Raw genomic sequence first — 25,826 nt, 5'->3', positions numbered from 1 at the left:
CGGACAAACGTCGTTGACCCGCTCGTTCCGCCCGACCTAATTTGTTGTCCCACCAGACGAACTGGGGTGGTGTCGGCGTGGACTCCTCCTTCTCGCTCAAACCGGCGCGCCCGGCCGATCAGGCCGCCGTCCGCCGGAGCAACCTCGCGTTGGTGCTGCGGCACCTGCGTGACGCGGGGCCCCGGTCGCGGGCGGGGATCGCCGCGGACACCGGGCTGAACAAGGGGACCGTGTCGAGCCTGGTCGGCGAACTCGTCGAACGCGGGCTGGCCCGTGAAGGCGAGCGGGAGCGCGCCGGTTCGGTCGGGCGGCCGGGGACGATCGTCGAGCTGGACGGCCGGGACGTCGGCGGAATCGGCGTGGAGATCAACGTCGACTACCTGACCGCGCTCGCCCTCGACCTCACCGGCACCGTCCTTTTCGAACAACGCGTGGCGCTCGACGTGCAGGCTCTGCCGGTGGAGAAGGTGCTGGACGCCGGCGCCGAGCTGACCGCGCGGGCCCTGCGGGAATGCCGGCGGCTCGGGGCCCTGCCGGCCGGCGTGACCGTCGGCATCCCGGCGCTGGTCGACGTCACGAGCGGCACCGTCGCCTTCGCGCCGAACCTGCACTGGACCGACGTCCCGGTGGTCCGCGGCATCACCGACCGGCTGACCCGGCGGCTCGGCCCGCCGTCGTTCCCGATCCGGACGGCCAACGACGCGAACCTCGGCGCGCTCGGCGAATACGCGATGGGCAGCGTCGCCGGCACCGCCGACCTGGTGTACCTGACCGGCGAAATCGGCGTCGGCGGCGGGGTGATCTCCGGGGGCAGGCTGCTCGGGGGCGCGGAAGGGTTCTCCGGCGAGATCGGGCACATCCAGCTCGACCCGGCGGGCCGGGTCTGCGGCTGCGGCCGGCGAGGCTGCTGGGAGACGCTCGTCGGGCTGGCCGGGATGCTGCGGCTGGCCGCGTCGCCGAGCGATCCGGTGCACGACCCGTCGCTCGACCTCGAACAGCGGCTCGACATGATCCGCCGTCGCGCCCAGCTGAAGGACAAGCGGACGCTCGACGCGCTCGCGCAGGTCGGCACCGGTCTCGGCGTCGGCGCCGCGGTGCTGATCAACGTCTTCAACCCGCGCGTGGTGCTGCTGGGCGGCTACTTCGCGCAGCTCGGGCCGTACCTGCTCGGTCCGATGATGGCCGAGCTGCGGGCCAGGGTGATCGCCCCGGACATCGGGGGCTGCCGCGTCGAGCTGTCCTGGCTCGGGTTCTCCGCGGCTTCGCGGGGCGGTGCGCACGTCGCGCTGCAGGCGGTGTTCGACGATCCGGCGCTGGTGCCGGTGCGGGCGGAAAGGGACAGCGGATGACGCTCGTGGAGATGGCCGGGATCGGCAAGGAGTTCCCCGGCGTGCGCGCGCTCGACGACGTCGAGCTGAGCGTCGAGGCCGGCGAGGTGCACTGCCTGCTCGGGCAGAACGGCGCCGGGAAGTCGACGCTGATCAAGGTGCTGGCCGGCGCGCACCGGCCGGACACCGGCGAGATCCGGATCGACGGCACCCCGGTGCGGCTGCCGAACCCGACCGCGGCGATCCGCCACGGCATCGCCACGCTCTACCAGGAGCTCGACCTGGTCGACGGCCTTTCCGTGGCGGAGAACGTCTTCCTCGGCCACGAGCAGGCCCGCGGCGGCTTCGTCCGCCGCACCACCATGCGGGCCGAGGCGCGGAAGCTGCTGGAACGGCTGGGCCACCGGGAAATCCGCCCCGAGCGCGAGGTCGGCACGCTGTCCGCGGCGGGCAAGCAGATCGTCAGCCTCGCCCGCGCGCTCTCGCTCGACGCGCGGCTGATCGTGCTCGACGAGCCGTCCGCGGTGCTCGCCGCCGACGAGGTGGCGAACCTGTTCCGGGTGATCCGCGGGCTCACCGCGCGCGGGGTCGCGGTGCTCTACATCTCCCACCGGCTGGCCGAGATCCGCGAGATCGGCGACCGGGTGAGCGTGCTCAAGGACGGCCGGACCGTCGCCGCCGGGCTGCCCGCGCGCACCACGCCGACCGGGGACCTGGTGGCCAGGATGACCGGCCGCCGCGTCGAGTTCCCGTTCCCGCCGCGGCCGGAAAAGAACGCCCACGACGGCAAGCCGGAGATCCTCGGCGTCACCGGCCTGAGCCTGACGGGCGCGTTCGAGGACGTCGGTTTTTCGCTCAGGGAAGGCGAAATCCTCGGGCTCGCCGGGCTGGTCGGCTCGGGCCGGTCGGAGGTCCTCGAGACGGTTTACGGTGCTCGCAAGGCGACGGCGGGGGAGATCCGGCTGGCCGGCAAGCCCCTGAAGAACGGCGTCGGAGCCGCGGTCCGCGGCGGGCTCGGCCTGGCGCCGGAGGAACGCAAGAGCCAGGCGCTGCTGCTGCACGACTCCGTGGCCCGCAACGTCTCCCTGCCGTCGCTGCGGCGGTACGCGCGGTTCGGCTGGTTCAGCGCGAAGGCCGAGACGGACGCCGCGCGCACCCACACCGAAGCCCTCGACCTGCGCCCGGCCGACGTCCGCCGCGTGGCCGGCAAGCTCTCCGGCGGCAACCAGCAGAAGGCGGTCGTCGCGCGCTGGCTGCTCAAGGGCTGCCGGGTGCTGCTGCTCGACGAGCCGACCCGCGGCGTGGACGTCGGCGCGCGGGCGGAGCTGTACCGCGTGATCCGCGAGCTCGCCGACTCCGGCGTCGCGATCCTGCTGGTCTCCAGCGAACTGCCGGAGGTGCTCGGGCTGGCCGACCGGGTGCTGGTGCTGCGCGAAGGTCACGTCGTCACCGAAGCCGACGCGCGCGAGCTCGACGAGCGCCGCGTGCTGGATCTCATCCTGGAGGAGCACGTCCATGACTGAACAGGTGGCTGAGCCGGCTGACACGAACGGGGCTTCGCCCCCGGCTGGGGGCTCCGCCACCCGGACCCCCGAAGAGCCGGCGGCGGTGTCCGAGCGGAGACGGCTCGCCGAGGTCCGCAACCTCGGCCTGGTCGGCGTCCTCGCGGTGCTGGTGGTGATCGGGGCGCTCACCGAGCCGGGCCAGTTCCTCAGCACCGGCACCCTGGTGCTGCTGCTGACCCAGGCGTCGGTGATCGGCGTGATCACCGTCGGCATGACGTTCGTGATCATCGGGGGCGGCATCGACCTGTCGGTCGGCGCGGTGGTCGCGCTCGCGACGGTCTGGGCGACGACGAAGGCCACGCAGTCGTTCGGGATCGGCGGGATCGTGTTCTGCGCGCTCGCCGTCGGCCTCGGCTGCGGGCTGGTGACCGGGCTGCTCATCGCGTACGGCCGGCTCGTCGCCTTCATCGGCACCCTCGCCATGCTCGCCTCCGCGCGCGGCCTGGCCATCCAGATCTCGCAGGGCCGCACGCAGACCGTGTCGACGAAGAACCAGGCGCTGGTCGACCTCGGCTACCAGGACAGCTACGTGCTCGGCGTCCCGCCGCTGGTGCTGATCTTCGCGGCGGTCGCCGTCGCCGGGTGGATCGTGCTCAACCGCACCACGTTCGGCCGCCGCACGTACGCCATCGGCGGCAACCTCGAAGCCGCGCGGCTGGCCGGCCTCAACGTCCGGCTGCACACCTGCCTGCTGTACGTCCTGTCCGGGCTGTGCTGCGGCATCGCCAGCGTGATGCTGATCATCCTGACCAGCTCCGGCACCAGCGGCAACGGCAACCTCTACGAGCTCGACGCCATCGCCGCGGTGATCATCGGCGGCACCCTGCTCTCCGGCGGCCGCGGCACGCTCGTCGGGTCCGTCCTCGGCGTCCTGGTCTTCACCACCATCAGCGTCCTGTTCACCCTCAACAACCTGCCCACCGCGGTACAGCAGCTCGCCAAGGGCGTGATCATCGTGCTCGCCGTCCTGATCCAGCGCCGGTATTCGACCGAGAGGAATTCCCGATGACCAGCACCGACAGCACGTTCCGCAGACGAGCTTTCCTCGCCGGCGCCTCCGCCCTCGGCGTCGGCACGCTCGCCGCGTGCACGGGCAACTCCGACGAACCGGCCGCCGCGACCGTCACCCAGGGCGCGGCCGACACCCCGGGCAAGAAGGTGACCGTCGGGTTCGCCGGGCCGCAGGCCGACCACGGCTGGCTCAACGCCATCACCACGAACGCGAAGGCGGAAGCCGGGCGCCACCCGGACGTCGAACTCGTCGTCGCCGAGGGGTCGAACGACGCGGCCACCCAGTCGGCGCAGGTCGACGCGCTGATCAACCGCAAGGTCGACGTCCTGGTCGTGCTGCCCGCCGACGGCAAGCAGCTCACCCCGGCCGGGCGGAAGGCGATGGACGCGGGCATCCCGGTGATCAACCTGGACCGCATCTTCGACTCGCCGCAGAGCTACCGCACGTGGATCGGCGGCGACAACTACCGGATGGGCGTCAACGCGGGCAACTACATCGGCCAGAAGCTCGGCGGGAAGGGGACGGTGCTCGAGCTGGCCGGGATCGACACCCTGGAGCTGACGCGCCAGCGCACCCAGGGCTTCGACGACGCGCTGGCGAACTTCCCCGGCATCCGCAAGATCGGCCGCGCGGCCGCGGAGTTCACCGTGCCGACCGGGCAGGCGCGGATGGCCGAGCTGCTGCAGGCGCACCCGAAGTTCGAAGCCATCTGGAACCACGACGACGACCAGGGTGTCGGCGCGCTGCAGGCGGTGAAGCAGGCCGGCCGGTCGGACTTCCTCATGGTCGGCGGCGCCGGCTCGAAGGCGGCGATGGAGCAGATCAAGTCGGACTCCTCCGTGCTCAAGGCGACCGTGCTCTACCCGCCGACGATGGCCGCCTCGGCGGTCAAGCTGGCCCGGCTGCTCGGCCAGGCGAAGGGCCTCGGTGATCTGGCCGAACAGGAGATCCCGGCGACCGTGACCCTGTTCTCCGCGGTCGTCACCAAGGAGAACGTGGACAAGTACCTGCCGGTGTCGTTCGAATGAGCGGCGGGCGGATCGGGGTGGGCATGATCGGGTACGCCTTCATGGGTGCCGCCCACTCGCAGGCGTGGCGGACCGTGCACCGGGCGTTCGACCTCCCGGTGACACCGCGGATGGCGGTGCTCTGCGGCCGCGACCGGGCGGCCGCGGAGGCCGCCGCGGCGAAGCTCGGCTGGGCCTCGGTGGAGACCGAGTGGAAACGCTTGATCGAGTCCGGCGATGTAGATCTGGTGGACATCTGCACGCCCGGCGACACGCACGCGGAGATCGCGCTGGCCGCGCTCGCCGCGGGCAAGCACGTGCTGTGCGAGAAACCGCTGGCCAACACGGTCGCCGAAGCCGAGGCCATGGCCCTGGCGGCGGCCGAGGCGGCGGCCCGCGGGGTGCGGTCCATGGTCGGGTTCAACTACCGGCGCGTGCCGGCGATCGCCCTCGCGCGGCGGCTCGTGGCCGAGGGCCGCGTGGGCGACGTTCGTCACGTCCGGGCGCAGTACCTCCAGGACTGGATCGTCGATCCGGAGTTCCCGCTCGTCTGGCGGATGCGGAAGGAGAAGGCCGGTTCCGGCGCGTTGGGAGACATCGGCGCGCACGCGGTCGACCTCGCCCAGTTCGTGACGGGCTCGCTGATCACCGGCGTCAGCGGGCTGACCGAGACCTTCGTGACCGAACGGCCCCTCGTCGCGTCTTCGGCGGGGTTGTCGGCGACGAAGGCGGCCGAACGCGGACGGGTCACCGTCGACGACACCGCGTTGTTCACGGCCCGGTTCGCGGACGGCGCCGTCGGCAGCTTCGAGGCGACGCGGTTCGCGAGCGGCCGCAAGAACGCGCTGCGCCTGGAGGTCAACGGCTCCGCGGGCAGTCTCGCCTTCGACTTCGAGGCGATGAACGAACTCGCCTACCACGACCACACCGAGGACCCGGAGCTCGGCGGTTTCCGCCGCATCCAGGTCACCGAGCCCGGACACCCGTACGTCGGCGCCTGGTGGCCGCCGGGGCACGGGCTCGGCTACGAGCACACGTTCACCCACGAGGTGCGTGATCTGCTCGCCGCACTCGCCGCGGGCGAGAACCCGGAACCGTCCTTCGCGGACGGGCTGCAGGTGCAGCGGGTGCTCGCCGCCGTCGAGGAGAGTGCCGCGGCGAACAGTGTCTGGACCCGCGTAGCCGGGGGAGTCGCCGGCGCGGGCTGAGTTGCCGAAGAGGTGGAGGAAATGATGGGGAAGATCGGTGTCTGGCTGGTCGGCGCCCGCGGGTCGGTGGCCACGACGGCCGTCGCCGGGGCGGCCGCGATGCGCGCGGGACTCGCCGCGCGCACGGGGTGCGTGACCGAGCTGCCGGACTTCGCCGGGGCTGAGCTGCCCGGCTTGGGGGACCTGGTCTTCGGGGGCCACGACGTCGTGGACACACCGCTGGTCAAGCGGGCCGATCAGCTGGCGGCGGCGGGGGTGCTGCCGCCGGCGCTGCCCGGTCCGGTGAGCGCCGAGCTGGAAGCGGCCGAAGCGCGGCTGCGCCCGGCGCCGTCCGGGGGCGGGCGGGCGGCGATCGACCAGATCGTCGCGGATCTGACCGAGTTCCGCGCGGGGCTGGACCACGTCGTCGTGATCAACGTTTCCTCCACCGAGCCACCCTGTGCGCCACACCCGGCCCACGAGTCCCTCGCCGCTTTGGAGGGCGCGCTGGAGGTGCTGCCGCCCAGCGCGCAGTACGCCTACGCCGCGTTCCGCGCCGGTTGTGGATTTGTCGACTTCACTCCGTCCACGGGGGCGCGGCTGCCCGCGCTCGACGAGCTGGCCCGCACGGCGAGCCAGCCGTACGCGGGCCGGGACGGCAAGACCGGCGAGACGCTGCTGCGGTCGGTGCTCGCGCCGATGTTCGCCCAGCGCGGGCTGAACGTCCTCGCGTGGTCGGGCACGAACCTGCTCGGCGGTGGCGACGGCGCCACGCTCGCCGACCCCGGCGCGGCGTCGAGCAAGAACGCGTCGAAGCAGCAGGTGCTGGAGCGGAACCTCGGCGGCTCGGTCGGCGGCGAGGTGCACATCGACTACGTCCCGGCGCTCGGCGACTGGAAGACCGCCTGGGACCACGTCCTGTTCGAGGGGTTCCTCGGCGCCCGCATGACACTGCAGCTCACCTGGCAGGGCTGCGACTCGGCGCTCGCCGCGCCACTGGTGCTCGACCTCGCCCGGCTGACCGGCAAGGCGTGCCGCGACGGCGTGGCGGGGCCGATCGCCGAGTTCGGGTTCTTCTTCAAGGACCCCGTCGGCGCCGGCCCGCACGACCTGGCTTCGCAGTACGCGGCCCTGCGCGAGTGGGCGCACCGGTGAAGGCGCTCGTCGAACTCGTCCGCGCCCCCGCGGCGCTGACCGTGCCCGGCGACGCCGTCGCCGGGGCCGCCGCCTCGGGGTGGCCGTTCGGCCGCCGCACCCTGGCGCTGACCGGCGCGTCCGTCTGTCTGTACTGGGCGGGCATGGCGCTCAACGACTACGCCGACCGCCACCTCGACGCGATGGAACGGCCCGAGCGGCCGATCCCGTCCGGGCGGGTCAAGCCCGGCACCGCGCTCGGCGTCGCGACCGGGCTGACCGCGGGTGGCCTCGGCATCGCCGCCGTCGCCGGGGGACGGCGGGCGCTGCGCGTCGCCCTGCCGCTCGCCGCGACCGTCTGGGCGTACGACTTCGTGCTCAAGGAGACCGCGCTCGGCCCGGTCGCGATGGCCGCGACCCGCGTCCTCGACGTCCTGCTCGGGGCGGGCGGGGCCAAGCCCGCGCTGCCCGCGGCGCTGACCGTCGGAGCGCACACCCTGGCCGTGACCGCGCTGTCCCGGTCCGAAGTGGACGGTGCTCGGCCGGCGCTGCCCGCGGCCACCCTGGCCGCCACGGCCGGGGTGCGCGTCGCCGCCGGCCGCGTCGGGCCATTGGCCTCGGCGCTGCTCGGGACGTACGCGCTGACGACCGGGCGGGCGCAGTTCGACGCCATCCGCGACCCGGCCGCGCCGCAGATCCGGCGCGCGGTCGGCGCGGGGATCCACGGGATGATCCCGCTGCAGGCCGGGCTGATCGCCCGCACCGGGGCATGGCGCTCGGCGCTGGCCGTGGCCGCCGCGTTCCCGATCGCGCGGGCACTGAGCCGGAAGGTGTCGCCGACATGAGATTCGGCTACGGCACCAACGGCTTCGCCAACCACCGTCTCGGGGACGCCCTGCGCGTCCTGTCGGACCTCGGGTACGAGGGGGTCGCGCTCACCCTCGACCACCAGCACCTCGACCCGTTCGCGCCGGACCTCGCGCGGCGCGTCGCCGACGTCGCCGCGGACCTCGACCGGCTCGGCCTCGCCGTCGTGATCGAGACCGGGGCGCGGTTCCTGCTGGACCCGTGGCGCAAGCACTCGCCGACGTTCCTCGACCCGGACCGGGCCCGGCGCGTCGAGTTCCTGACCCGCGCCGTCGAGATCGCCGCCGACCTCGGCGCGGAAGCCGTGTCTTTCTGGAGTGGCAACAAACCCGGCGAACTGTCCACAGAGGACGCCTGGGACCACCTGGTCGCCGGGTGTGCCGACGTGCTCAAGGCCGCCGACGAGCACGACGTGAAGCTCGGGTTCGAGCCCGAGCCCGGAATGCTCGTCGAGGACCTCGACGGCTACTTCGAGCTTTCGTACCGGCTCGGCGATCCGGAGCGGTTCGGGCTGACGCTGGACATCGGGCACTGCCGGTGCAACGAGTCCGCGTCCGTGCCGGACTGCGTGCGTCGCGCGCTGCCACGGCTGGTCAACGTCCAGATCGACGACATGCGCCGCGGCACGCACGAGCACCTGGAGTTCGGCCACGGGGAGATCGACTTCCCGCCCGTGCTGGAAGCGCTGGCGCCGTACCCCGGGCTGGTCGCCGTCGAACTGCCGCGGGACAGCCACGCGGCACCCCGGATCGCCCGCGAGTCCCTGGAGTTCCTGCGCAAGGCGGTGACCGCGTGAACGCCTGGCTGGAAAAGGCCCTGCACGACGTCGCCGCCGACGCGACGGCGTTGCGCACGCTGTTCCCCGCGGTCGGCCGCCGGGTCGGCCGGGGCCCGTCGGCCACCCCGGGGTGGACGGTCGACGACGTGGCGCGGGTCCGGCTGCTGCGGGCCGCGCCCGGCGCGGCCGCCGAGATGCCCGATCTCTACCGCTACGGCGACGCGGCCGAGAAACGGGCCGTCCTCCATGGACTGTCCGAATTGGACACCGCGGACATTGGGGACGCGGGGCTCGAGCTCGTCGCGGACGCCCTGCGGACCAACGACACCCGGCTCGTCACCGCCGCCATGGGCGAGTACGCCGCCACGCACCTCGACGCCGCCGCGTACCGCCACGGCGTCCTCAAGTGCGTTTTCATGGGCATTCCCCTGGCCGGCATCGCCGGGCTGGCCCGCCGGACCGACGGTGAGCTGCGGCGCATGCTGCGGTCGTTCGCCGCCGAGCGCACCGCCGCGGGCCGGGAAGTGCCCGCCGACCTCCTTCCGCTGCTGCACGAACAGGACGCTTGATGCGCATCTTCGACCCCCACATCCACATGAGCTCGCGGACCACGGACGACTACGCGGCGATGCACGCCGCCGGCGTCCGCGCGCTCGTCGAGCCGGCGTTCTGGCTGGGCCAGCCCCGCACGAACGTCGGCAGCTTCACCGACTACTTCGACTCCCTCGTCGGCTGGGAGCCGTTCCGCGCGAGCCAGTTCGGCATCGCCCACCACTGCACGATCGCGCTGAACCCCAAGGAGGCCAACGATCCGCGCTGCGCGCCGGTGCTCGAGCTGTTGCCACGTTACCTCGAGAAGGACGGCGTGGTCGCGGTCGGCGAGATCGGCTACGACTCGATGACCGCCGAGGAGGACAAGGCGTTCGCCGCGCAGCTCGCGCTGGCGATCGACCACGACCTGCCCGCGCTCGTGCACACCCCGCACCGCGACAAGGCGGCCGGGACCGAGCGGAGCATCGCGGTCGTCCGCGAGTCGGGGATCGCGCCGGACCGCGTGGTGCTCGACCACCTCAACGAGCTGACTGTCCGCATGGTCAAGGAGTCCGGGTGCTGGCTGGGGTTCTCCATCTACCCGGACACGAAGATGGACGAGGACCGGATGGTCGCGATCCTTCGCGAATACGGCACCGAAAAGGTGCTGGTGAACTCCGCGGCGGACTGGGGCAAGAGCGACCCGCTCAAGACCCGCAGGACCGGCGACGCGATGCTGGCCGCCGGGTTCACCGAGGACGACGTCGACCTCGTGCTGTGGCGCAACCCGGTCGAGTTCTACGGCCAGAGCGGGCGCCTTTCTCTCGACGGCGAGGCGCCGGAAGCCGAGTTCGCGGGCAACTCGATCTTGCGGGGTGCCCGCAAGTGAGGTTCCGGCACCGCGACGGCACGCTCGTCCACCTCGCCTACTGCACCAACGTGCACCAGGCCGAGGGCCTCGACGGCGTGCTCGCCCAGCTGGCCCGCTTCGGCGAGCCGGTGCGGGAACGCCTGGGCGTGGACCGCCTCGGGCTCGGCCTGTGGCTGGCCCGGCCGGTGGCGAGCGAGCTGATCGCCGACCCGGGCGCGGTTTGCGCGTTGAAGACCGAGCTGGCCGTGCGCGGCCTGGAGGTCGTCACCTTCAACGGGTTCCCGTACCAGGGCTTCCACGACCCGGTCGTCAAGCACAAGGTGTACCGGCCGGACTGGGCCACGCCCGAACGGACCGCCTACACCCTCGACCTGGCCCGGCTGCTCGCCGAACTGCTGCCGGACGACGCCGTGCGCGGCAGCGTGTCGACACTCCCGCTCGGCTGGCGCACCGAATGGCGTGACGACCGGGGCCGGCTCGAGCTGCTCGCCGAGGGGCTGGCGAAGCAGGAGCGTCCGGTGCGCGTGGCGTTCGAACCGGAGCCCGGGTGCGTCATCGAGACCACCGCACAGGCGGCCACCCTGCTGTCCGAAGTGGACAAGGACTGGCTGGGCGTCTGTCTCGACACCTGCCACCTCGCGGTCGGGTTCGAGGACCCGGCGGCCGCGCTCGGGCGGCTCGAAGCCGCCGGGCTCGACGTCGTCAAGCTCCAGGCGTCGGCCGCCCTGGAGGCGGCGAACCCGGCCGACCCGGCCACGCGGCGGGCGCTGGAGTCCTTCGTGGAGCCCCGGTTCCTGCACCAGAGCAACGAAGGCGCGCCACCGGGCGCCGACGACCTCGACGTCGCGCTGGCCGGCGGCCTGCCCGGGGCGGCGCCGTGGCGCGTGCACTTCCACGTGCCGCTGCACGCCGACCCGGCGCCGCCGCTGACGTCGACCCGGCCGGTGCTGGCCGGGACCCTCGCCGAGCTGTTCGGCGGCGCGACCGCGCGCACCGACCACGTCGAGGTCGAGACCTACACCTGGCAGGTGCTCCCGGACGCACCCGCCGACGACGCCGGGCTCGTCGCGGGCATCGCCGCCGAGCTGGACTGGACCCGGCGTGAACTGATCACCTTAGGCTTGGAAGAGGTTTCCCGATGAGTGAGCTTGCGAACGAATCATTCAACACTGCGTTTTCGGCTCAGGCCGCACCGAGCGTCAGCGAGGTGTGCGCATGAGTTTGCTGGTCCTCGACGTCGTCGGGCTGACCCCGCGGCTGCTCCCGCACATGCCCAACCTGCGCAGGATGGCCGAACCCGGCTTCACCGCCCAGCTCGACACGGTGTTCCCGGCGGTGACGTGTTCGGTGCAGTCGACCTTCCTGACCGGGCTCACCCCGGCCGGACACGGGATCGTCGGCAACGGCTGGTACTTCCGCGAACTCGGCGAGGTCTTGCTCTGGCGCCAGCACAACAAACTGGTGCGGGGCGACAAGTTCTGGGACGCCGCTCGCCGCGCCCAGGCCGGGCATCGCGTCGCGAACGTCTGCTGGTGGTACGCGATGGGCGCGGACACCGACCTGACGGTGACCCCGCGGCCGATCTACCACGCGGACGGCAAGAAGTCCCCGGACGCCTACACCTACCCGCCGCAGCTGCACGACCGCCTGGTCGGCGACCTCGGCGAGTTCCCGCTGTTCACCTACTGGGGTCCGACGGCCGCGATCACGTCGTCGAAGTGGATCATCGCCGCCGCGCGGAAGATCATGACCGAGGACAAGCCCGACACCACGCTGGTCTACCTCCCGCACTTGGACTACGACCTGCAGCGCTTCGGCCCGGACGCGCCCCAGGCCGCGGCCGCCGCGCGGGAGATCGACGCCGCGTTGAAGCCGTTGCTGGACTTCGCGGCCGCGGGCGGGCACACCGTCGTCGCGCTCTCGGAGTACGGCATCACGAACGCGAACCGGCCGGTCGACATCAACCGCGCGTTGCGCCGTGAAGGCCTGCTCAACGTGTACGTCCAGGCGGGCATGGAGTACCTCGACCCGTGGACGTCGCGCGCGTTCGCGGTGGCCGACCACCAGGTCGCGCACGTCTACGTCGCCGATCCCGCGGACATCCCGCGAGTCCGCGACATCGTCGCCGGACTGTCCGGAGTGGACGTCGTGCTCGACCGCCCGGCGCAGGCCGGGTTCGGGATCGACCACGAGCGGGCCGGCGAGCTGGTGGCGATCGCCGAGCCGGACGCGTGGTTCACCTACTACTACTGGCTGAGCGACGACCGCGCGCCGGACTTCGCGAAGACCGTCGAGATCCACCGCAAGCCCGGCTACGACCCGGCCGAGCTGTTCTTCGACCCGAACGACCCGATGGTCAAGCTCAAGGCCGCTTCCGCGCTGGCCCGCAAGAAACTCGGCCTGCGCTACTCGATGCAGGTCGTCCCGCTCGACCCCGCGCCGGTGCGCGGCAGCCACGGCCGGCTGCCCGACTCGGCCGAGGACGGGCCGGTGCTGCTGTGCTCGGACCCCGCGTTCGCGCGCGAAAAGGTCCACGCCACCGAAGTGAAGGAACTGCTGCTCGCGGCAGCTGTCCGTACCGAGTAACCGCACCCAGGAGGTCAGGACATGGCACGACCGTTGACGCTGTTCACCGGGCAGTGGGCCGATCTGCCGTTCGAGGAGGTGTGCGAACTGGCGAGCGGCTGGGGCTACGAAGGCCTGGAGATCGCCTGCTGGGGCGACCACTTCGAAGTGGACCGGGCGCTGGCCGAAGACGGCTACGTCCAGGCGAAACTCGAGACGCTGGCCAAGTACGACCTCAAGGTGTGGACCATCTCGAACCACCTGGTCGGCCAGGCCGTCTGCGACCACCCGATCGACGAGCGGCACGAAGCCATCCTGCCGGCGCGGATCTGGGGCGACGGCGAGGCAGAGGGCGTCCGGCAGCGGGCGGCGGAGGAGATGAAGGCCACCGCCCGCGCCGCGGCGAAGCTCGGCGTGTCCACTGTGGTCGGGTTCACCGGCTCGTCGATCTGGCACACGGTGGCGATGTTCCCGCCGGTGCCGCCGTCGATGATCGAGCGCGGGTACGCCGACTTCGCTTCGCGGTGGAACCCGATCCTCGACGTGTTCGACGAGGTCGGCGTGCGCTTCGCCCACGAGGTGCACCCGAGCGAGATCGCCTACGACTACTGGAGCACGGTCGCGACGCTCGAGGCGATCGGTCACCGCGAGGCGTTCGGGCTGAACTTCGACCCGTCGCACTTCGTCTGGCAGGACCTCGACCCGGTCGGGTTCCTGTGGGACTTCAAGGACCGCATCTACCACGTCGACTGCAAGGAAGCCCGCAAGCAGCTCAACGGCCGCAACGGCAGGCTCGGCTCCCACCTGCCGTGGGCCGACCCGCGCCGCGGCTGGGACTTCGTCTCCACCGGCCACGGCGACGTGCCGTGGGAGGACGTCTTCCGCATGCTCAACGCGATCGGCTACACGGGCCCGATCTCGATCGAGTGGGAGGACGCGGGCATGGATCGCCTCACCGGCGCCCCCGAAGCCCTCGAGTTCGTCCGGAAGCTCAACTTCACCCCACCCACGGCGGCGTTCGACGCCGCTTTCTCCTCCAAGTAGCCGCAAAGCCGTGAATGGCACATTGAGGGACTTCAAGTCCCTCAATGTGCCATTCACGGACTGTCAGCGAACCCCGAACAGGTGCTCCAGGGCCAGCTGGTTCAGCCGGGTGAAGTGGTAGCCGCGCTGGGCCGCCTCCTCCAGGTCGAACTCGTCGTTCAGCAGGTCGTCGAACGACTCGCCCGTGGCCAGCGTCGGCGTCGAGAGGTCCGGGACCCGGGACGCCGCCAGGGCTTCCGCGACCTCCGGGTCCGAGCGGAACTTCGCCGCCTTCTCCTTGAGGATCAGGTACGTCCGCATGTTCGCCGCCGCGGACACCCACACGTCCGAGGCGTCCTCGGTGCGCATCGGCTTGTAGTCGAAGTGCCGCGGGCCCTCGTAGCCGGCGTTCTCCAGCAGATCGACGAGGAAGAACGCGCTCTTCACGTCGCCGTGGCCGAAGATCAGGTCCTGGTCGTACTTGGGGCCGTGCTGACCGTTGAGGTCGATGTGGAACAGCTTGCCCTGCCACAGCGCCTGCGAGATGCCGTGCACGAAGTTGAGCCCGGCCATCTGCTCGTGCCCGACCTCCGGGTTGAGCCCGAACATCTCGGGCCGCGCGAGCTGCGAGATGAAGCCCAGCGCGTGTCCGATCGTCGGCAGCAGGATGTCGCCGCGCGGCTCGTTCGGCTTGGGCTCCAGCGCGAACCGGAGCGAGTAGCCCTTCTCGACGACGTAGTCCGCGAGCAGGTCCAAGCCCTCCTTGTAGCGGGCCAGTGCCGCGCGGACGTCCTTCGCGGCGTCCGACTCGGCGCCTTCGCGGCCGCCCCAGACGACGTAGGTCTCCGCGCCGAGCTCGGCCGCGAGGTCGAGGTTCCGGCGCACCTTCCGCAGCGCGTACCGCCGGATGTCGCGGTCGTTGCTGGTCAGGCCGCCGTCCTTGAACACGGGGTGGTTGAACAGGTTCGTCGTCGCCATCGGGACGCGCATGCCGGTGTCGGCGAGGGCCTTCTTGAACCGCTCGATCGCCTTGTCGCGGTCCGGCTCGGTGGCCAGGAGGTCGTCGTCGTGGAACGTCACGCCGTAGGCGCCCAGGTCCGCCAGCCGGTGCACGGTCTCGACCGGGTCGAGCGCCGCCCGCGTCGCGACCCCGAACGGGTCGTTGGCGGGCCAGCCCACGGTCCAGAGGCCGAAGGTGAACTTGTCGGCCGGCTGGGGAGCGTAGTCGCTCATGACTGTCCCTTCATTTAGTTCACGTTATAGACTAAATATGCGCTGTGGGAGTCCCAGGCGTCAAGAGGCCGGGTTACAGTGCTTCGCGGGAGGGACACGATGACGCAGGCCGTGCGGCACGAAGAGATGCGCGCCCGCAACCTCGAGGTCGTGCTGGGCGCGGTCAGCCGCGGGGGCCCGCTCACCCGGGCCGCGCTCGCCGAAGTCACCGGGCTCACCAAGTCCACGGTCTCGAAGCTCGTCGGCGACCTGGTGGACGCGGGACTGCTCGCCGAGACCGGGCCCGCACGGGCGGGCGAGCGCGGCCGGCCGGGGGTGGAGGTCGTGCTCAGCGGCGCGCGGATGGCGTCGCTGGGGCTGGAGATCAACGTCGACTACCTCGCGGTGTGCGTGCTCGACCTCACCGGCGAGGTCCGGTTCGCCGCCCGCCGCGAGCGCGACAACCGCGGCTCGCGGCCGAAGAAGGTGCTGGGGGAGCTGCAGGCACTGGCCTTGGACGCGCTCACGGAGACCCACCGGCTCGGACTCGAGGTGGCGGGCGCGGTGCTGGCGGTGTCCGGCCCGGTCGGCGACGGCGTGCTGTTCAGCGCCCCCAACCTCGGCTGGCAGGACGTCCGCCCGGCCGACCTGCTGCGGCTGCCGATCCCGGTCGAGCTGGACAACGAAGCGAACCTCGCGGCCCTCGGCGAGTTTTGGTACGGCGACGGCGAACGCGATTTCCTCTACGTGTCCGGCGAAGTCGGCATCGGCGCGGGCCTGGTCGTGAACGGCAGGCTGTACTCCGGCGCGACCGGGCTGGCCGGCGAGCTGGGCCACGTCGTGGTGGCGCCGGACGGCCCGGCTTGCCGCTGCGGCGGAAGCGGCTGCCTGGAGACGTACGCGGGGCAGGAAGCGTTGCTGACGGCCGGAGCGGCCCCGACGCTGTCCGCCCTGCTGGCCGCCCTCGAGCGCGGCGACGGTGCGGCGCTGGACGCGTGCGCGGCGGCCGGGCACGCCCTCGGCATCGCGCTGACGTCGGCGGTGAACCTCCTGGACCTCGACCGCGTCGTGCTCGGCGGGGTGTTCACACAGCTGTACCCGTGGGTGTCCGGGCCGGTCGCGGAGGTGCTGACCACCCGCCTCGGCGGGCTCCGCGGCGCACCGCCGGTGCTGTCGGCGTCCCGGCTCGGCAGCGACGCGGCGACCCTCGGAGCGGCGGGCCGGGTCGTCCACCGCGTCCTCGCCGACCCGGCGCCGTTCGTGGCCCGCGCCCAGGAAGCCTGAAAGCCGTGAATGTCGCATTGAGGGACTTCAAGTCCCTCAATGCGACATTCACGGCTCCAGGGTCCCCTCAGGCGACCAGCAGGGTTTTGCCCAGGGTGGTGCGGGATTCGATGGCCGCGTGGGCGTCGGCCGCCTTCTCCAGCGGGAAGCGCCGGCCGATCACCGGCACCAGCCGCCCCGCCGCCGCCTCCGCCAGTGCCGACTCGGTGAACGCCCGCAGCTCCTCCGGCTCGCCGATCGACCGGACCAGCTCGACACCGCGGGCCGCGGCGTCCTCTTCGGACACGTCGACCCACGCGCCGCCCGCGAGGCCGTACACCGCCATCCGGCCGCCTCGGCGCAGCAGGCCGAACGCCGCCGCGCCGATCGCGCCGCCCACGCCGTCGAAGACGACGTCCACCTCGCCGGCCCGGTCCGCCCAGCCCGGATCCCGGTAGTCCACCGCGAGGTCCGCCCCCAGCCCGGCCACGTGCGCCACCTTCGCCGGCCCGCCCGCGGCGCCGACCACTTCGGCGCCCGCCGCCTTCGCCAGCTGCACCAGCAGGCCGCCGACCCCGCCCGCCGCCGCCTCGACCAGCACTCGATCGCCCGGGCGCACCCTGGTGGCATGGACCAAGCCGGTCGCGGTCCGGCCATCCGCGAGCACCGCCACCGCCGCGTCGAGCCCCAGCGCGGCGGGCACCGGGAACACCGCCGCCGCGTCCACGGCGACGCGCTCGGCGTACCCGCCGGAGCCGCCCGTCGCAGTGACCACCCGCTGCCCGACGAGGCCCGGGTCCACGCCCGCGCCGACCGCGCCGACCACCCCGCCGACGCCGTTGCCGGGGATCACCGGCGGACGGACCCGGAACGGCCCCGGCACGCCCGCCCGGAACTGCGTCTCGACGAACGTGATGTTCGCGAACGCCACCTCGACCAGCACCTGACCGGGCCCGGCGACCGGGTCCGGGGCCGTCCCCGGGACCAGCACTTCCGGACCGCCGAACTCTCTCAACCACACCGCACGCATGCGGTACACGCTGCAACTTCAAGTGAAGTCGAAGTCAAGGACCTTGTCCGTTCAGCACTACGAGCAGTTCGAAGAATTGTCCGGCTAGCACGATGACACCGCCGTCCGGGTGGTTCACCGTGAGTGGCAACACCGGACGCAGACCGACCCAGGAGGCCGACCGTGCGTATCGCCGTTCCCCGTGAAATCAAGAGGCACGAATACCGGGTCGCGCTGACCCCGGCCGGGGTGCACGAGCTGGTCGGCCGTGGGCACGACGTCTTCGTCGAGACCGGCGCCGGCGTCGGTTCGTCGATCACCGACGAGGAGTACGTCGAGGCCGGCGCGAAGATCCTCGCCACCGCCGACGAGACCTGGGCCGAGGGCGAGCTGGTCCTCAAGGTCAAGGAGCCGATCGCCGAGGAGTACCCCCGGCTGCGGGCCGACCAGGTGCTGTTCACGTACCTGCACATCGCCGCCGACCGGCCGCTGACCGACGCGCTGCTGGCCGCCGGCACCACCGCGATCGCGTACGAGACGGTGCAGACCGCCACCGGCGCGCTGCCGCTGCTCGCCCCGATGTCCGAAGTGGCGGGCCGGCTGGCCCCGCAGGTCGGCGCGTTCGCCCTGATGAAGCCGAGCGGCGGGCGCGGTGTCCTGCCCGGCGGCATCCCGGGCGTGCACCCGGCGCGCGTCGTCGTGATCGGCGGCGGTGTCGCGGGCCTCAACGCCGCCCGCGTCGCGCTGGGCCTGGGCTCGGACGTCGAGATCCTGGACACCAACGTCGACCGTCTCCGCCAGATCGACAACGACTTCGGCGGCCGCATCCGCACGGTGACGTCGAACCGCCTGGCGGTCGAGGAGGCCGTGCTGCAGGCCGACCTGGTCATCGGCGCGGTGCTGGTCCCGGGCGCGAAGGCGCCGAAGCTGGTCTCGAACGAGCTCGTGGCCCGGATGAAGCCGGGCAGCGTGCTCGTCGACATCGCGATCGACCAGGGCGGCTGCTTCGCCGACTCGCGTCCGACCACGCACGACGACCCGACCTACACCGTGCACGAGTCAGTCTTCTACTGCGTCGCGAACATGCCGGGCGCGGTGCCCCGGACGTCGACCTACGGCCTCACGAACGTCACGCTGCCCTACGCGGTCCAGCTGGCCGAGCACGGCTGGAAGGCCGCGCTCCAGGCCGACGCGGCGCTGGCGAAGGGCCTCAACACGCACGCGGGCGCCCTGACGAACGGCCCGGTCGCGGTGGCCCACGACCTCCCGCACACCTCGCTGGACACCGTCCTCGCCTGACCATTTCACCCGGGCGGGTCCCGATCGCACCGCGACCGGGGCCCGCTCCCCTTTTCAGGTACCCGCGGTCACGACGTGGTAGCCGGCCCCCCGGACGGTCCGGATGGTCTCGGCGCCAAAGGGCACATCGATCTTGCGCCGCAGCGCACTGACATGTACCTCCACCAGGTTGGCGGTGGCGGAGGCGGCGAAGTCCCACAGGTTGTCGAGCAACTCGGCCTTGGTGACCACCTGCCCAGGCCGTTGCATGAGATAGGCGAGCAGGGCGAACTCCTTGCTGGTCAGCACGATGTCGGCCGAGCCACGCCGGCAGGTCCGCAAAGCCTGGTCGAGTTCGAGATCCCCCACTTTGAGAACCCCCGCCCGAGTGGCTCCACCCCGCCGAATGAGCGCGCGAAGCCGCGAAAGCAGAACCCCGTAGGAGAAGGGCTTCGGCAGAAAGTCATCGGCCCCGGTATCAAGGGCCTCGATCTCGTCATCCTCACCATCCTTGGCGGTGAGCATGAGGATGGGAGTCCGATCCCCCATCTCCCGAAGCCGCCGGCAGACCCGATAGCCGTTCAGCCCCGGAAGCATGATGTCGAGAACAATGGCGGCATAAGGATGCTCCCCGGCCAGCCACAGAGCATCCCGCCCATTGTGAGCAAGATCAACGGCATAACCCTCAGCCCCAAGCCCAGCCCGAAGAGCCTCAGCAAGCCGCCGTTCATCTTCAACAAGCAAGATCCGCACCCCCCAACGATGCCCCACCCCACCCCGGAAGTCCCGACACCCCCAGCCCAACCCACCCCACCCCGAAAGTCGCGGCAGCCCCGTCCCACCCCACCCCACGCCGGGAGTGGCGGCGGCCCCGTCCAGACAACGCTGGAAGTCGCGACGAAGGCACCGTGGGGGGTCCGGGGGGCTCGGCCCCCCGGGCAAAAGGACAAAGTCGAAGCGAGGGGCGAAGCCCGAAGCGAAGACGAAGGGGCGACCCGCTCAACCAGCCTGGGGGTCACTGGGAGCGGGCCGCCGGTTCCTAGCTTAGAGGGGTCTGGGCGACTTCGCTGCACCGGGTCGGCAAGTCGAACGAATTCTTTACCAAGTTGATCTGGTGGCGGCCGTGAACCCTCTGGTCAGGCCACCGGAGGTGGCATCACGCGGTAGCGGAACGTGACGAAGGTCGCTCCGCGCGGGTTCCGGCGTTCCGTGCGCGCGGGCGGCGCGGGTAAGGCAGGATGACGCCGCATCAGTGGGAACGTTAGGGGACGGTATGCACGACGGCAGTGGCCGGATTGTGGTGCAGAACCTGAGCAAGCAGTTCGGCGCGGTGAACGCCGTGCAGAACCTCAGTTTCACGGTCGAACCGGGTTCGGTGACGGGCTTTCTCGGCCCGAACGGCGCCGGGAAGACGACGACGTTGCGGATGCTGCTCGGGTTGGTGACGCCCACGGCGGGGACGGCGACGATCAACGGGCGGCCGCATTCGCAGCTGGGGAATCCGGCGCGGGTGGTGGGCTCGGTGCTGGAGAACGAGGGTTTCCACCCGAGCCGGACGGCGCGGAACCACCTTCGGGTGTACGCGGCGGCCATCGGTGTGCCGGATCGGCGCGCGGACGAGGTGCTCGGCCTGGTCGGCCTGGGCAGCGCCGCGGACCGGAAGGCCGGCGGGTTCTCGCTCGGCATGCGGCAGCGGCTGGCGCTGGCGACGGCGTTGCTGGGTGATCCGCAGGTGCTGGTGCTCGACGAGCCCACGAACGGCCTCGACCCGGAGGGCATCCTGTGGTTGCGGAACTTCCTGCGGTCGTACGCGCGGGAGCAGCGGCGCACGGTGCTGGTGTCGAGCCACCTGCTGAACGAGGTCGAGCAGCTGATCGACCAGGTCGTGATCATCAGCCAGGGCGTCACGCGGTACTACGGTTCGCTGGACCAGCTGCGCAAGGGCCAGCAGTCGCGGGTGCTGGTGCAGCCGGCGGACGCGGCCGCGCTGGTGAAGGCGTTGCAGGAGAACGGCATCCAGCAGGTTTCGCCGACGCCGGACGGCCGGGTCGCGGTGGCCGGGTCGACGGTCCAGCAGATCGGTGACCTCGCCGCGAAGGCCGGGATCGCGGTCTACGGGATGCAGGAGGAGCACGTCGACCTGGAGCGGATGTTCTTCCAGCTGACGCAGGGGCAGTACGGCGGCGCGCCGCAGGGGTACCAGCCGCAGCCGCAGTACCAGGGCCCGCCTCCGCCCGGATATCCGCCGTCGGGTCCGCAGTACCAGCAGCAGTACCAGCAGGGCCCGCCGTCGGGTCCGCAGCAGCAATATCCGCAGCAGCAACAGCAGTACTGGGGAGGGCCGCAGCAGTGATGGGCAACCTGATCAAGGCGGAGTTCCGCAAGACGCTGTCGCTCAAGACGTGGTGGGTGCTGCTCATCCCGCTGGTGCTGGTGGCGTTCTGGCTGACTTTCGCGTGGGGCAGCCTCACGAACAACTTCGCGGACTTCCTCGGGTCGAAAGACGCCCGTCAGGTCAGCGACATGATCGGCCTCGACCCGGACAAGATCCCGGTGGGGCTGCTGGCGCTGGCGCACGGCGTGAACATCGCGCAGCTCGTCCCGGCGCTGTTCGGCGTTTTCGCACTGGCCGGCGAGTACCGCAGCAAGACGATCACGACGACCTTCCTCACCGCACCGAACCGGATCTCGGCGCTGACCGCGAAGATGCTCACGTACGCCGCGTGGGGCGCCATCTACGGCCTGGTCAGCTTCGGCGTCTCGGCGCTCGCGGTGATGGCGTCGGTCGACTCGGGCCGCTGGCCGTCCGCGGGCCAGTGGCTGGCCGCGCTCGGCGGGTCGGTGCTGGCCGCGGTGCTGGTGACGTTGTTCGGCATCGGGTTCGGCGCGGTGCTGCGCAGCGTGCCGTTGGCCGTCGTGCTGCTGCTGGTGTGGTTCCTGATGCTGGAAAACGTGCTGGTGATCGCGTTCTGGGGCTGGGCGGACATCGACATCCTCGGCGGGATCCTGCCGAACGGCACCGCGAACGGGATCGTCGGCGGCATCGCGGCGGACGCCTTCGGCTTCAACTCACTCGACCTGCCGGCCAGCGTGGACTCCGGTTCTCAGCTGATCCTGCAGCTGACGGCGGGTGCTCCCGGCGTGCTCTCGTGGTGGGCTTCGGCGCTGATCTTCTTCGCGTGGACGATGATCTTCTTCGGCCTCGGCTGGGCGGGCAACCAGCGCCGCGACATCACGTAGGTTTTCCTCGTCCGTGAAGGCCATCCCGGGGCACCGGGGTGGCCTTCACGGCGTTCGGGAAATATTTTGTCGGTGGTGGCGCTTACTGTCCTTACGTGACCATCGCTCCGTCCCGCTCCCGTCAAGAGCTCCCACAGACCGAGACCGTCGGCTGGGTCCGCCGGCTGTCGGCCGCGGCGTGGGAGCACCGCGCGCTCGTCGTCATGTCGCTGCTGGCCGCCGTGTTCAGCGTCGGCGTGCAGGCCGCGAGCCCGCTGCTGGTGCGCACGGCGGTGGACGACGCGGTGGCGGGGCAGACCGGCGCGCTGCCCGGCATCGCGGTCTTCCTGGTGGGCCTGCAGCTGGTGGCGTTCGGCACGGCGTTCGTGCGCCGGTACTTCGGCGGGAAGCTCGCGCTCGACGTCCAGCACGACCTGCGGCAGCGCGTCTTCAACGCGGTGTCGCGGCTGGACGGCGGCAAGCAGGACGCGCTGCGCACCGGCCAGGTCGTCTCGCGCGCGATCTCGGACCTGCAGCTGGTCACCGGCATCCTGATGCAGATCCCGCTGTCGTTCGGCTCGGTGATCTTCGCGCTGCTGTCGTTCGTCGCGATGCTGTGGATGTCTCCGGTCCTGACGTTGATCGCGCTGGTCGTCACGCCCGCGGTCGGCATCATCATCGCCCGCAGCCGCAAGCGCCTGTTCCCGGCGACGTGGTCGGCGCAGCAGCGCGCGGCGGACGTCGCGCAGCAGGTCGAGGAGACGGTCACCGGCGTCCGCGTGGTCAAGGGCTTCGGCCAGGAGACGCGGGAAGTCTCGAAACTCGAGCGGACCGCGCGCAAGTTGTTCGCGGAGCGGCTTCGCGCGGCGAAGCTGTCCGCGACGCCGACGGCGACGACGGCGGCCCTGCCCGCGGCCGGCCAGGTCGCCGTGCTCGGCATCGGCGGCGTCCTCGCGCTGAACGGCGCCATCACCCTCGGCACCTTCCTCGCCTTCGCGACGTACCTCGCGACGCTGATCGGCCCGGCCCGGATGCTGTCCGGCCTGGTCGTGCAGGCCCAGCTGACCCGCGCCGGCGCCGAGCGCGTGTACGAGCTGATCGACGCGCAGCCGGAGGTCGTCGACTCCCCCGACGCGCGGCCGCTGCCGGCCGGGCCGCTCGGCGTCGAGCTTGACGGCGTCCGGTTCGGCTACACCCGCAGCGAGCCGGTGCTGGCCGGGCTGTCGGTCACCGCGCACCCGGGCGAGACCCTCGCGCTGGTCGGCACCGCGGGGTCCGGGAAGTCGACGATCTCGCTGCTGCTGCCGCGGTTCTACGACGTGCACGCGGGCGCGGTGCGGGTCGGCGGCCTCGACGTCCACGACGTGCCGCTGCGGCAGCTGCGGCAGGCGATCGGCGTGGTGTTCGAGGAGGCGTTCCTGTTCTCTTCGTCCATCCGGGACAACATCGCGTACGGCCGGCCGGACGCGAGCGACGAGGAGATCGTCGCGGCCGCGCGCGCGGCGGAGGCGGACGGGTTCATCCGCGCGCTGCCGGACGGCTACGACACGCTGGTCGGCGAACGCGGGCTGACGCTCTCGGGCGGCCAGCGGCAACGGCTCGGGCTGGCCAGGGCCCTGATCACCGATCCGCGGATCCTGATCCTGGACGACGCGACGTCGGCCATCGACACCGTCACCGAGGCGGCCATCCACGACACTCTGAGGTCGGTCACCGCGAGCCGGACGACGCTGCTGATCGCGCACCGGCGGTCCACGCTGGCGCTGGCCGACCGGATCGCGGTGCTGGACGAGGGGCGCGTCATCGACGTCGGCACCGAGGCGGAGCTGATGGCGCGCTGCCCGCTGTTCCGCGAGCTGGTCGCCGGCCCGGGCGACGACGTCGAGGAAAAGCACCGCTGCGAGGGCCTCGACCGCGACCCGGCCGGGATCACGCCGTCGCTCTGGCCGCGCGCCGACCGCGACGAGGTCGAAGCCCTGGCCGAGGCGGCGCGCCGGCGCAGCGCCGACCCGAACAGCAGCGGGTTCGTCGGCGGAGGCGGCGGCCTGGACGTGCCACCGACGCCCGAGCTGATCGAAGGCGTGCGCAAGCTCCCGGCCGCCGTCGACGAGCCACGACTGTCCGATGTGGACGTCACCGCGCCCGACCCGCGGTTCCGGCTCGGCCGGCTGCTGCGGCCGGTCCGCCGGCCGCTGATGCTGGTGATCGGGCTGGTCGCGGCGGACGCGCTGGCGTCGATCGCCCTGCCTGCGCTGTACCAGTTCGGCGTCGACCACGGGGTCCGGCCGGGCGTGGAGTGGATGATCTGGCTCGCCGCCGGGATCGGCGCCGCGGTGATCGCGGCCGACTGGTTGGTGGTGTTCGCGCAGACGCGCCTGACTTCGCGGGTCGGCGAGACCGTGCTGTACGCGCTGCGCGTCCGCAGTTACGCGCACCTGCAGCGGCTCGGGCTCGACTACTACGAGCGGGAGCTGTCCGGGAAGATCATGACCCGGATGACGACGGACGTCGACGCGCTGTCGACGTTCCTGCAGACCGGGCTGGCCACCGCGGTGGTCAGCGCGCTGACGCTGGCCGGGATCACGGCGGCGCTGCTGATCACCGACGCCGGGCTGGCGCTGTTCGCGCTGGCGATGGTGCCGGTGCTGGCGGTGGCCACGGTGATCTTCCGGCGGGCGGCGTCGAAGGCGTACAACGAGGCCCGCGAGCGGGTCAGCGTCGTCAACGCGGACATGCAGGAGAACGTCAGCGGGTTGCGCGTCGCCCAGGCGTACACGCGCGAAGACCGCTCCGCGGAGGCGTTCGCTTCGCGCAGCGACGACTACCGGCGTTCGCGGCTGCGGGCCCAGCGGTACGTCGCGACGTACTTCCCGCTGGTGGCGCTGCTGTCCGACCTGGCGACGACGACGGTGCTGGTGGCCGGGGCGAACCGCGTCTCGGCGGGAACGCTGTCGGCCGGCGTGCTGCTCGCGTTCCTGCTGTACCTGCAGCAGTTCTTCTCGCCGATCCAGCAGCTGTCGTCGGTGTTCGACGGCTACCAGCAGGCGCGCGTCGGCCTGAACCGGATCGGCGACCTGCTGCGGACGCCGACGTCGGTGCCGGCGGCGGCGAACGCGGTGGCGGTGCCGGAGCGGCTGCGCGGCGAGGTTTCGTTCAAGGAGGTCGAGTTCTCCTACACCGGCGCGGAGAGCAAGGCACTGGCGGAGTTCTCGCTGGACGTCGCGGCCGGGGAGACGATCGCGCTGGTCGGCGCGACCGGCGCGGGGAAGTCGACGGCCGTGAAGCTGGTCGCGCGCTTCTACGACGTCACCGGCGGCGAGGTCCGGATCGACGGCACGGACGTCCGCGAGTACGAGCTGGCCGGGCTGCGGCGCCGGATGGGCGTGGTGCCCCAGGAGGCCCACCTGTTCTCGGGCACGGTGGCCGACAACGTCCGCTACGGCCGTCCGTCGGCGACGGACGCGGAGGTCGAGGCGGCGGTCCGCGCGGTGGGCGCGTTCGACGGCGTCGCGGCCCTGCGGTCGGGGTTCCTGCAGCCGGTGGGCGAACGCGGCCGGTCGCTGTCGGCGGGCCAGCGTCAGCTGGTGGCGCTGGCGCGCGCGGAGCTGGTGGACCCGGACGTCCTGCTGCTCGACGAGGCGACGGCGGCCCTGGACCCGTCGACGGAGTCGGCGGTCCTGCGCGCGACGGAGCACGTCGCCCGCCGCCGCACGACGTTCGTGGTCGCCCACCGCCTCGCGACCGCCGCCCGCGCCGACCGCATCGTGGTCCTGGACCACGGCCGGATCGTCGAAACGGGCACGCACGAGGAGCTCCTGGCCGCGAACGGCAAGTACGCCCACCTCTGGTCCCTCGGCTGACCCCGTATCTCGCGTGCTTCAAGCCGTAACTCGCGTGATTGGAGACGGAACTCGCGAGTTACGTCCCCGATCACGCGAGTTCCGGCCCCGATCACGCGAGTTACGTCCCTGATCACG

The 25,826-nt window shown here is 71.8% G+C and carries 21 protein-coding genes; 18 read left to right on the top strand and 3 right to left on the bottom strand.

The window, feature by feature from the left end:
• Positions 1 to 77: 77 nt before the first annotated feature.
• The 13 genes from AB0M82_RS23810 (at position 78) to AB0M82_RS23750 (ending at position 13,889) form a co-directional block, all read left to right on the top strand.
• The gene (locus AB0M82_RS23810; protein WP_364725580.1) at positions 78 to 1,349 is read left to right on the top strand and encodes an ROK family transcriptional regulator; all 1,272 of its coding nucleotides are present in this window, start codon (positions 78 to 80) and stop codon (positions 1,347 to 1,349) included.
• Entirely contained in the window at positions 1,346 to 2,851 is a 1,506-nt protein-coding gene (locus AB0M82_RS23805) for a sugar ABC transporter ATP-binding protein (RefSeq protein WP_364725577.1), read from the top strand. The genes AB0M82_RS23810 and AB0M82_RS23805 overlap by 4 nt, the downstream gene beginning before the upstream one ends.
• Positions 2,844 to 3,902: an ABC transporter permease gene (locus AB0M82_RS23800; RefSeq protein ID WP_364725575.1), complete on the top strand. Its 1,059-nt coding sequence runs from the start codon at positions 2,844 to 2,846 to the stop codon at positions 3,900 to 3,902. The genes AB0M82_RS23805 and AB0M82_RS23800 overlap by 8 nt, the downstream gene beginning before the upstream one ends.
• Complete coding sequence (locus AB0M82_RS23795) at positions 3,899 to 4,933, top strand: substrate-binding domain-containing protein (protein ID WP_364725572.1); 1,035 nt, start codon at positions 3,899 to 3,901, stop codon at positions 4,931 to 4,933. Before AB0M82_RS23800 ends, AB0M82_RS23795 begins: the two co-directional genes overlap by 4 nt.
• Complete coding sequence (locus AB0M82_RS23790) at positions 4,930 to 6,120, top strand: Gfo/Idh/MocA family oxidoreductase (RefSeq protein ID WP_364725570.1); 1,191 nt, start codon at positions 4,930 to 4,932, stop codon at positions 6,118 to 6,120. The genes AB0M82_RS23795 and AB0M82_RS23790 overlap by 4 nt, the downstream gene beginning before the upstream one ends.
• Positions 6,121 to 6,144: 24 nt before the next feature.
• A complete protein-coding gene (locus tag AB0M82_RS23785) occupies positions 6,145 to 7,254 on the top strand; it encodes an inositol-3-phosphate synthase (RefSeq protein ID WP_364725788.1) in 1,110 nt (369 codons plus the stop codon).
• On the top strand, positions 7,251 to 8,078 hold the full coding sequence (locus tag AB0M82_RS23780) for an SCO3242 family prenyltransferase (protein WP_364725785.1): 828 nt from the start codon (positions 7,251 to 7,253) through the stop codon (positions 8,076 to 8,078). The genes AB0M82_RS23785 and AB0M82_RS23780 overlap by 4 nt, the downstream gene beginning before the upstream one ends.
• Positions 8,075 to 8,896, top strand: a complete 822-nt coding sequence (locus AB0M82_RS23775; RefSeq protein WP_364725567.1) for a sugar phosphate isomerase/epimerase family protein — start codon at positions 8,075 to 8,077, stop codon at positions 8,894 to 8,896. Before AB0M82_RS23780 ends, AB0M82_RS23775 begins: the two co-directional genes overlap by 4 nt.
• On the top strand, positions 8,893 to 9,447 hold the full coding sequence (locus AB0M82_RS23770) for an EboA domain-containing protein (RefSeq protein WP_364725564.1): 555 nt from the start codon (positions 8,893 to 8,895) through the stop codon (positions 9,445 to 9,447). The genes AB0M82_RS23775 and AB0M82_RS23770 overlap by 4 nt, the downstream gene beginning before the upstream one ends.
• Entirely contained in the window at positions 9,447 to 10,298 is an 852-nt protein-coding gene (locus tag AB0M82_RS23765; protein WP_364725561.1) for a TatD family hydrolase, read from the top strand. Before AB0M82_RS23770 ends, AB0M82_RS23765 begins: the two co-directional genes overlap by 1 nt.
• Positions 10,295 to 11,422, top strand: coding sequence for a metabolite traffic protein EboE (gene eboE / locus AB0M82_RS23760; RefSeq protein ID WP_364725558.1), 1,128 nt, complete (start codon positions 10,295 to 10,297; stop codon positions 11,420 to 11,422). Before AB0M82_RS23765 ends, eboE begins: the two co-directional genes overlap by 4 nt.
• Positions 11,423 to 11,495: 73 nt before the next feature.
• On the top strand, positions 11,496 to 12,866 hold the full coding sequence (locus AB0M82_RS23755) for a nucleotide pyrophosphatase/phosphodiesterase family protein (protein WP_364725556.1): 1,371 nt from the start codon (positions 11,496 to 11,498) through the stop codon (positions 12,864 to 12,866).
• A gap of 21 nt (positions 12,867 to 12,887) precedes the next feature.
• Complete coding sequence (locus AB0M82_RS23750; protein ID WP_364725555.1) at positions 12,888 to 13,889, top strand: sugar phosphate isomerase/epimerase family protein; 1,002 nt, start codon at positions 12,888 to 12,890, stop codon at positions 13,887 to 13,889.
• 63 nt (positions 13,890 to 13,952) lie between these two features.
• Here the strand turns inward: AB0M82_RS23750 and xylA are convergent, their stop codons facing one another.
• Entirely contained in the window at positions 13,953 to 15,101 is a 1,149-nt protein-coding gene (gene xylA / locus AB0M82_RS23745) for a xylose isomerase (protein ID WP_364725552.1), read from the bottom strand.
• Between the two features lie 99 nt (positions 15,102 to 15,200).
• On the opposite strand from xylA, the gene AB0M82_RS23740 reads away from it, so the two are divergent.
• Positions 15,201 to 16,364, top strand: a complete 1,164-nt coding sequence (locus AB0M82_RS23740; RefSeq protein WP_364725550.1) for an ROK family transcriptional regulator — start codon at positions 15,201 to 15,203, stop codon at positions 16,362 to 16,364.
• Positions 16,365 to 16,431: 67 nt separating this feature from the next.
• Here AB0M82_RS23740 and AB0M82_RS23735 read toward each other — a convergent pair whose 3' ends face one another.
• Positions 16,432 to 17,373 carry a zinc-binding dehydrogenase gene (locus tag AB0M82_RS23735; RefSeq protein ID WP_364725548.1) on the bottom strand — a complete coding sequence of 314 codons (942 nt, stop codon included), beginning with the start codon at positions 17,371 to 17,373 and terminating at the stop codon, positions 16,432 to 16,434.
• Between the two features lie 162 nt (positions 17,374 to 17,535).
• Here AB0M82_RS23735 and ald point away from each other — a divergent pair, with 162 nt between their 5' ends.
• Positions 17,536 to 18,651 (top strand): alanine dehydrogenase, encoded by a 1,116-nt coding sequence (ald, locus tag AB0M82_RS23730; protein ID WP_364725545.1) that lies wholly within the window; start codon positions 17,536 to 17,538, stop codon positions 18,649 to 18,651.
• Between the two features lie 54 nt (positions 18,652 to 18,705).
• On the opposite strand, the gene AB0M82_RS23725 is transcribed toward ald, so the two are convergent.
• The gene (locus AB0M82_RS23725) at positions 18,706 to 19,383 is read right to left on the bottom strand and encodes a response regulator transcription factor (RefSeq protein WP_364725542.1); all 678 of its coding nucleotides are present in this window, start codon (positions 19,381 to 19,383) and stop codon (positions 18,706 to 18,708) included.
• Between the two features lie 520 nt (positions 19,384 to 19,903).
• Here AB0M82_RS23725 and AB0M82_RS23720 point away from each other — a divergent pair.
• The 3 genes from AB0M82_RS23720 (at position 19,904) to AB0M82_RS23710 (ending at position 25,709) form a co-directional block, all read left to right on the top strand.
• Positions 19,904 to 20,983 carry an ABC transporter ATP-binding protein gene (locus tag AB0M82_RS23720; RefSeq protein ID WP_364725540.1) on the top strand — a complete coding sequence of 360 codons (1,080 nt, stop codon included), beginning with the start codon at positions 19,904 to 19,906 and terminating at the stop codon, positions 20,981 to 20,983.
• Positions 20,983 to 21,870 carry an ABC transporter permease subunit gene (locus AB0M82_RS23715; protein WP_364725537.1) on the top strand — a complete coding sequence of 296 codons (888 nt, stop codon included), beginning with the start codon at positions 20,983 to 20,985 and terminating at the stop codon, positions 21,868 to 21,870. The genes AB0M82_RS23720 and AB0M82_RS23715 overlap by 1 nt, the downstream gene beginning before the upstream one ends.
• A gap of 95 nt (positions 21,871 to 21,965) precedes the next feature.
• Complete coding sequence (locus AB0M82_RS23710) at positions 21,966 to 25,709, top strand: ABC transporter ATP-binding protein (RefSeq protein WP_364725534.1); 3,744 nt, start codon at positions 21,966 to 21,968, stop codon at positions 25,707 to 25,709.
• The last annotated feature ends 117 nt before the right edge of the window (positions 25,710 to 25,826 follow it).

Source organism: Amycolatopsis sp. NPDC051128, from assembly GCF_040682715.1.
In the GTDB taxonomy this organism is placed as follows: Bacteria; Actinomycetota; Actinomycetes; order Mycobacteriales; family Pseudonocardiaceae; genus Amycolatopsis.
This window is presented reverse-complemented; position numbering and strand designations above follow the sequence as displayed.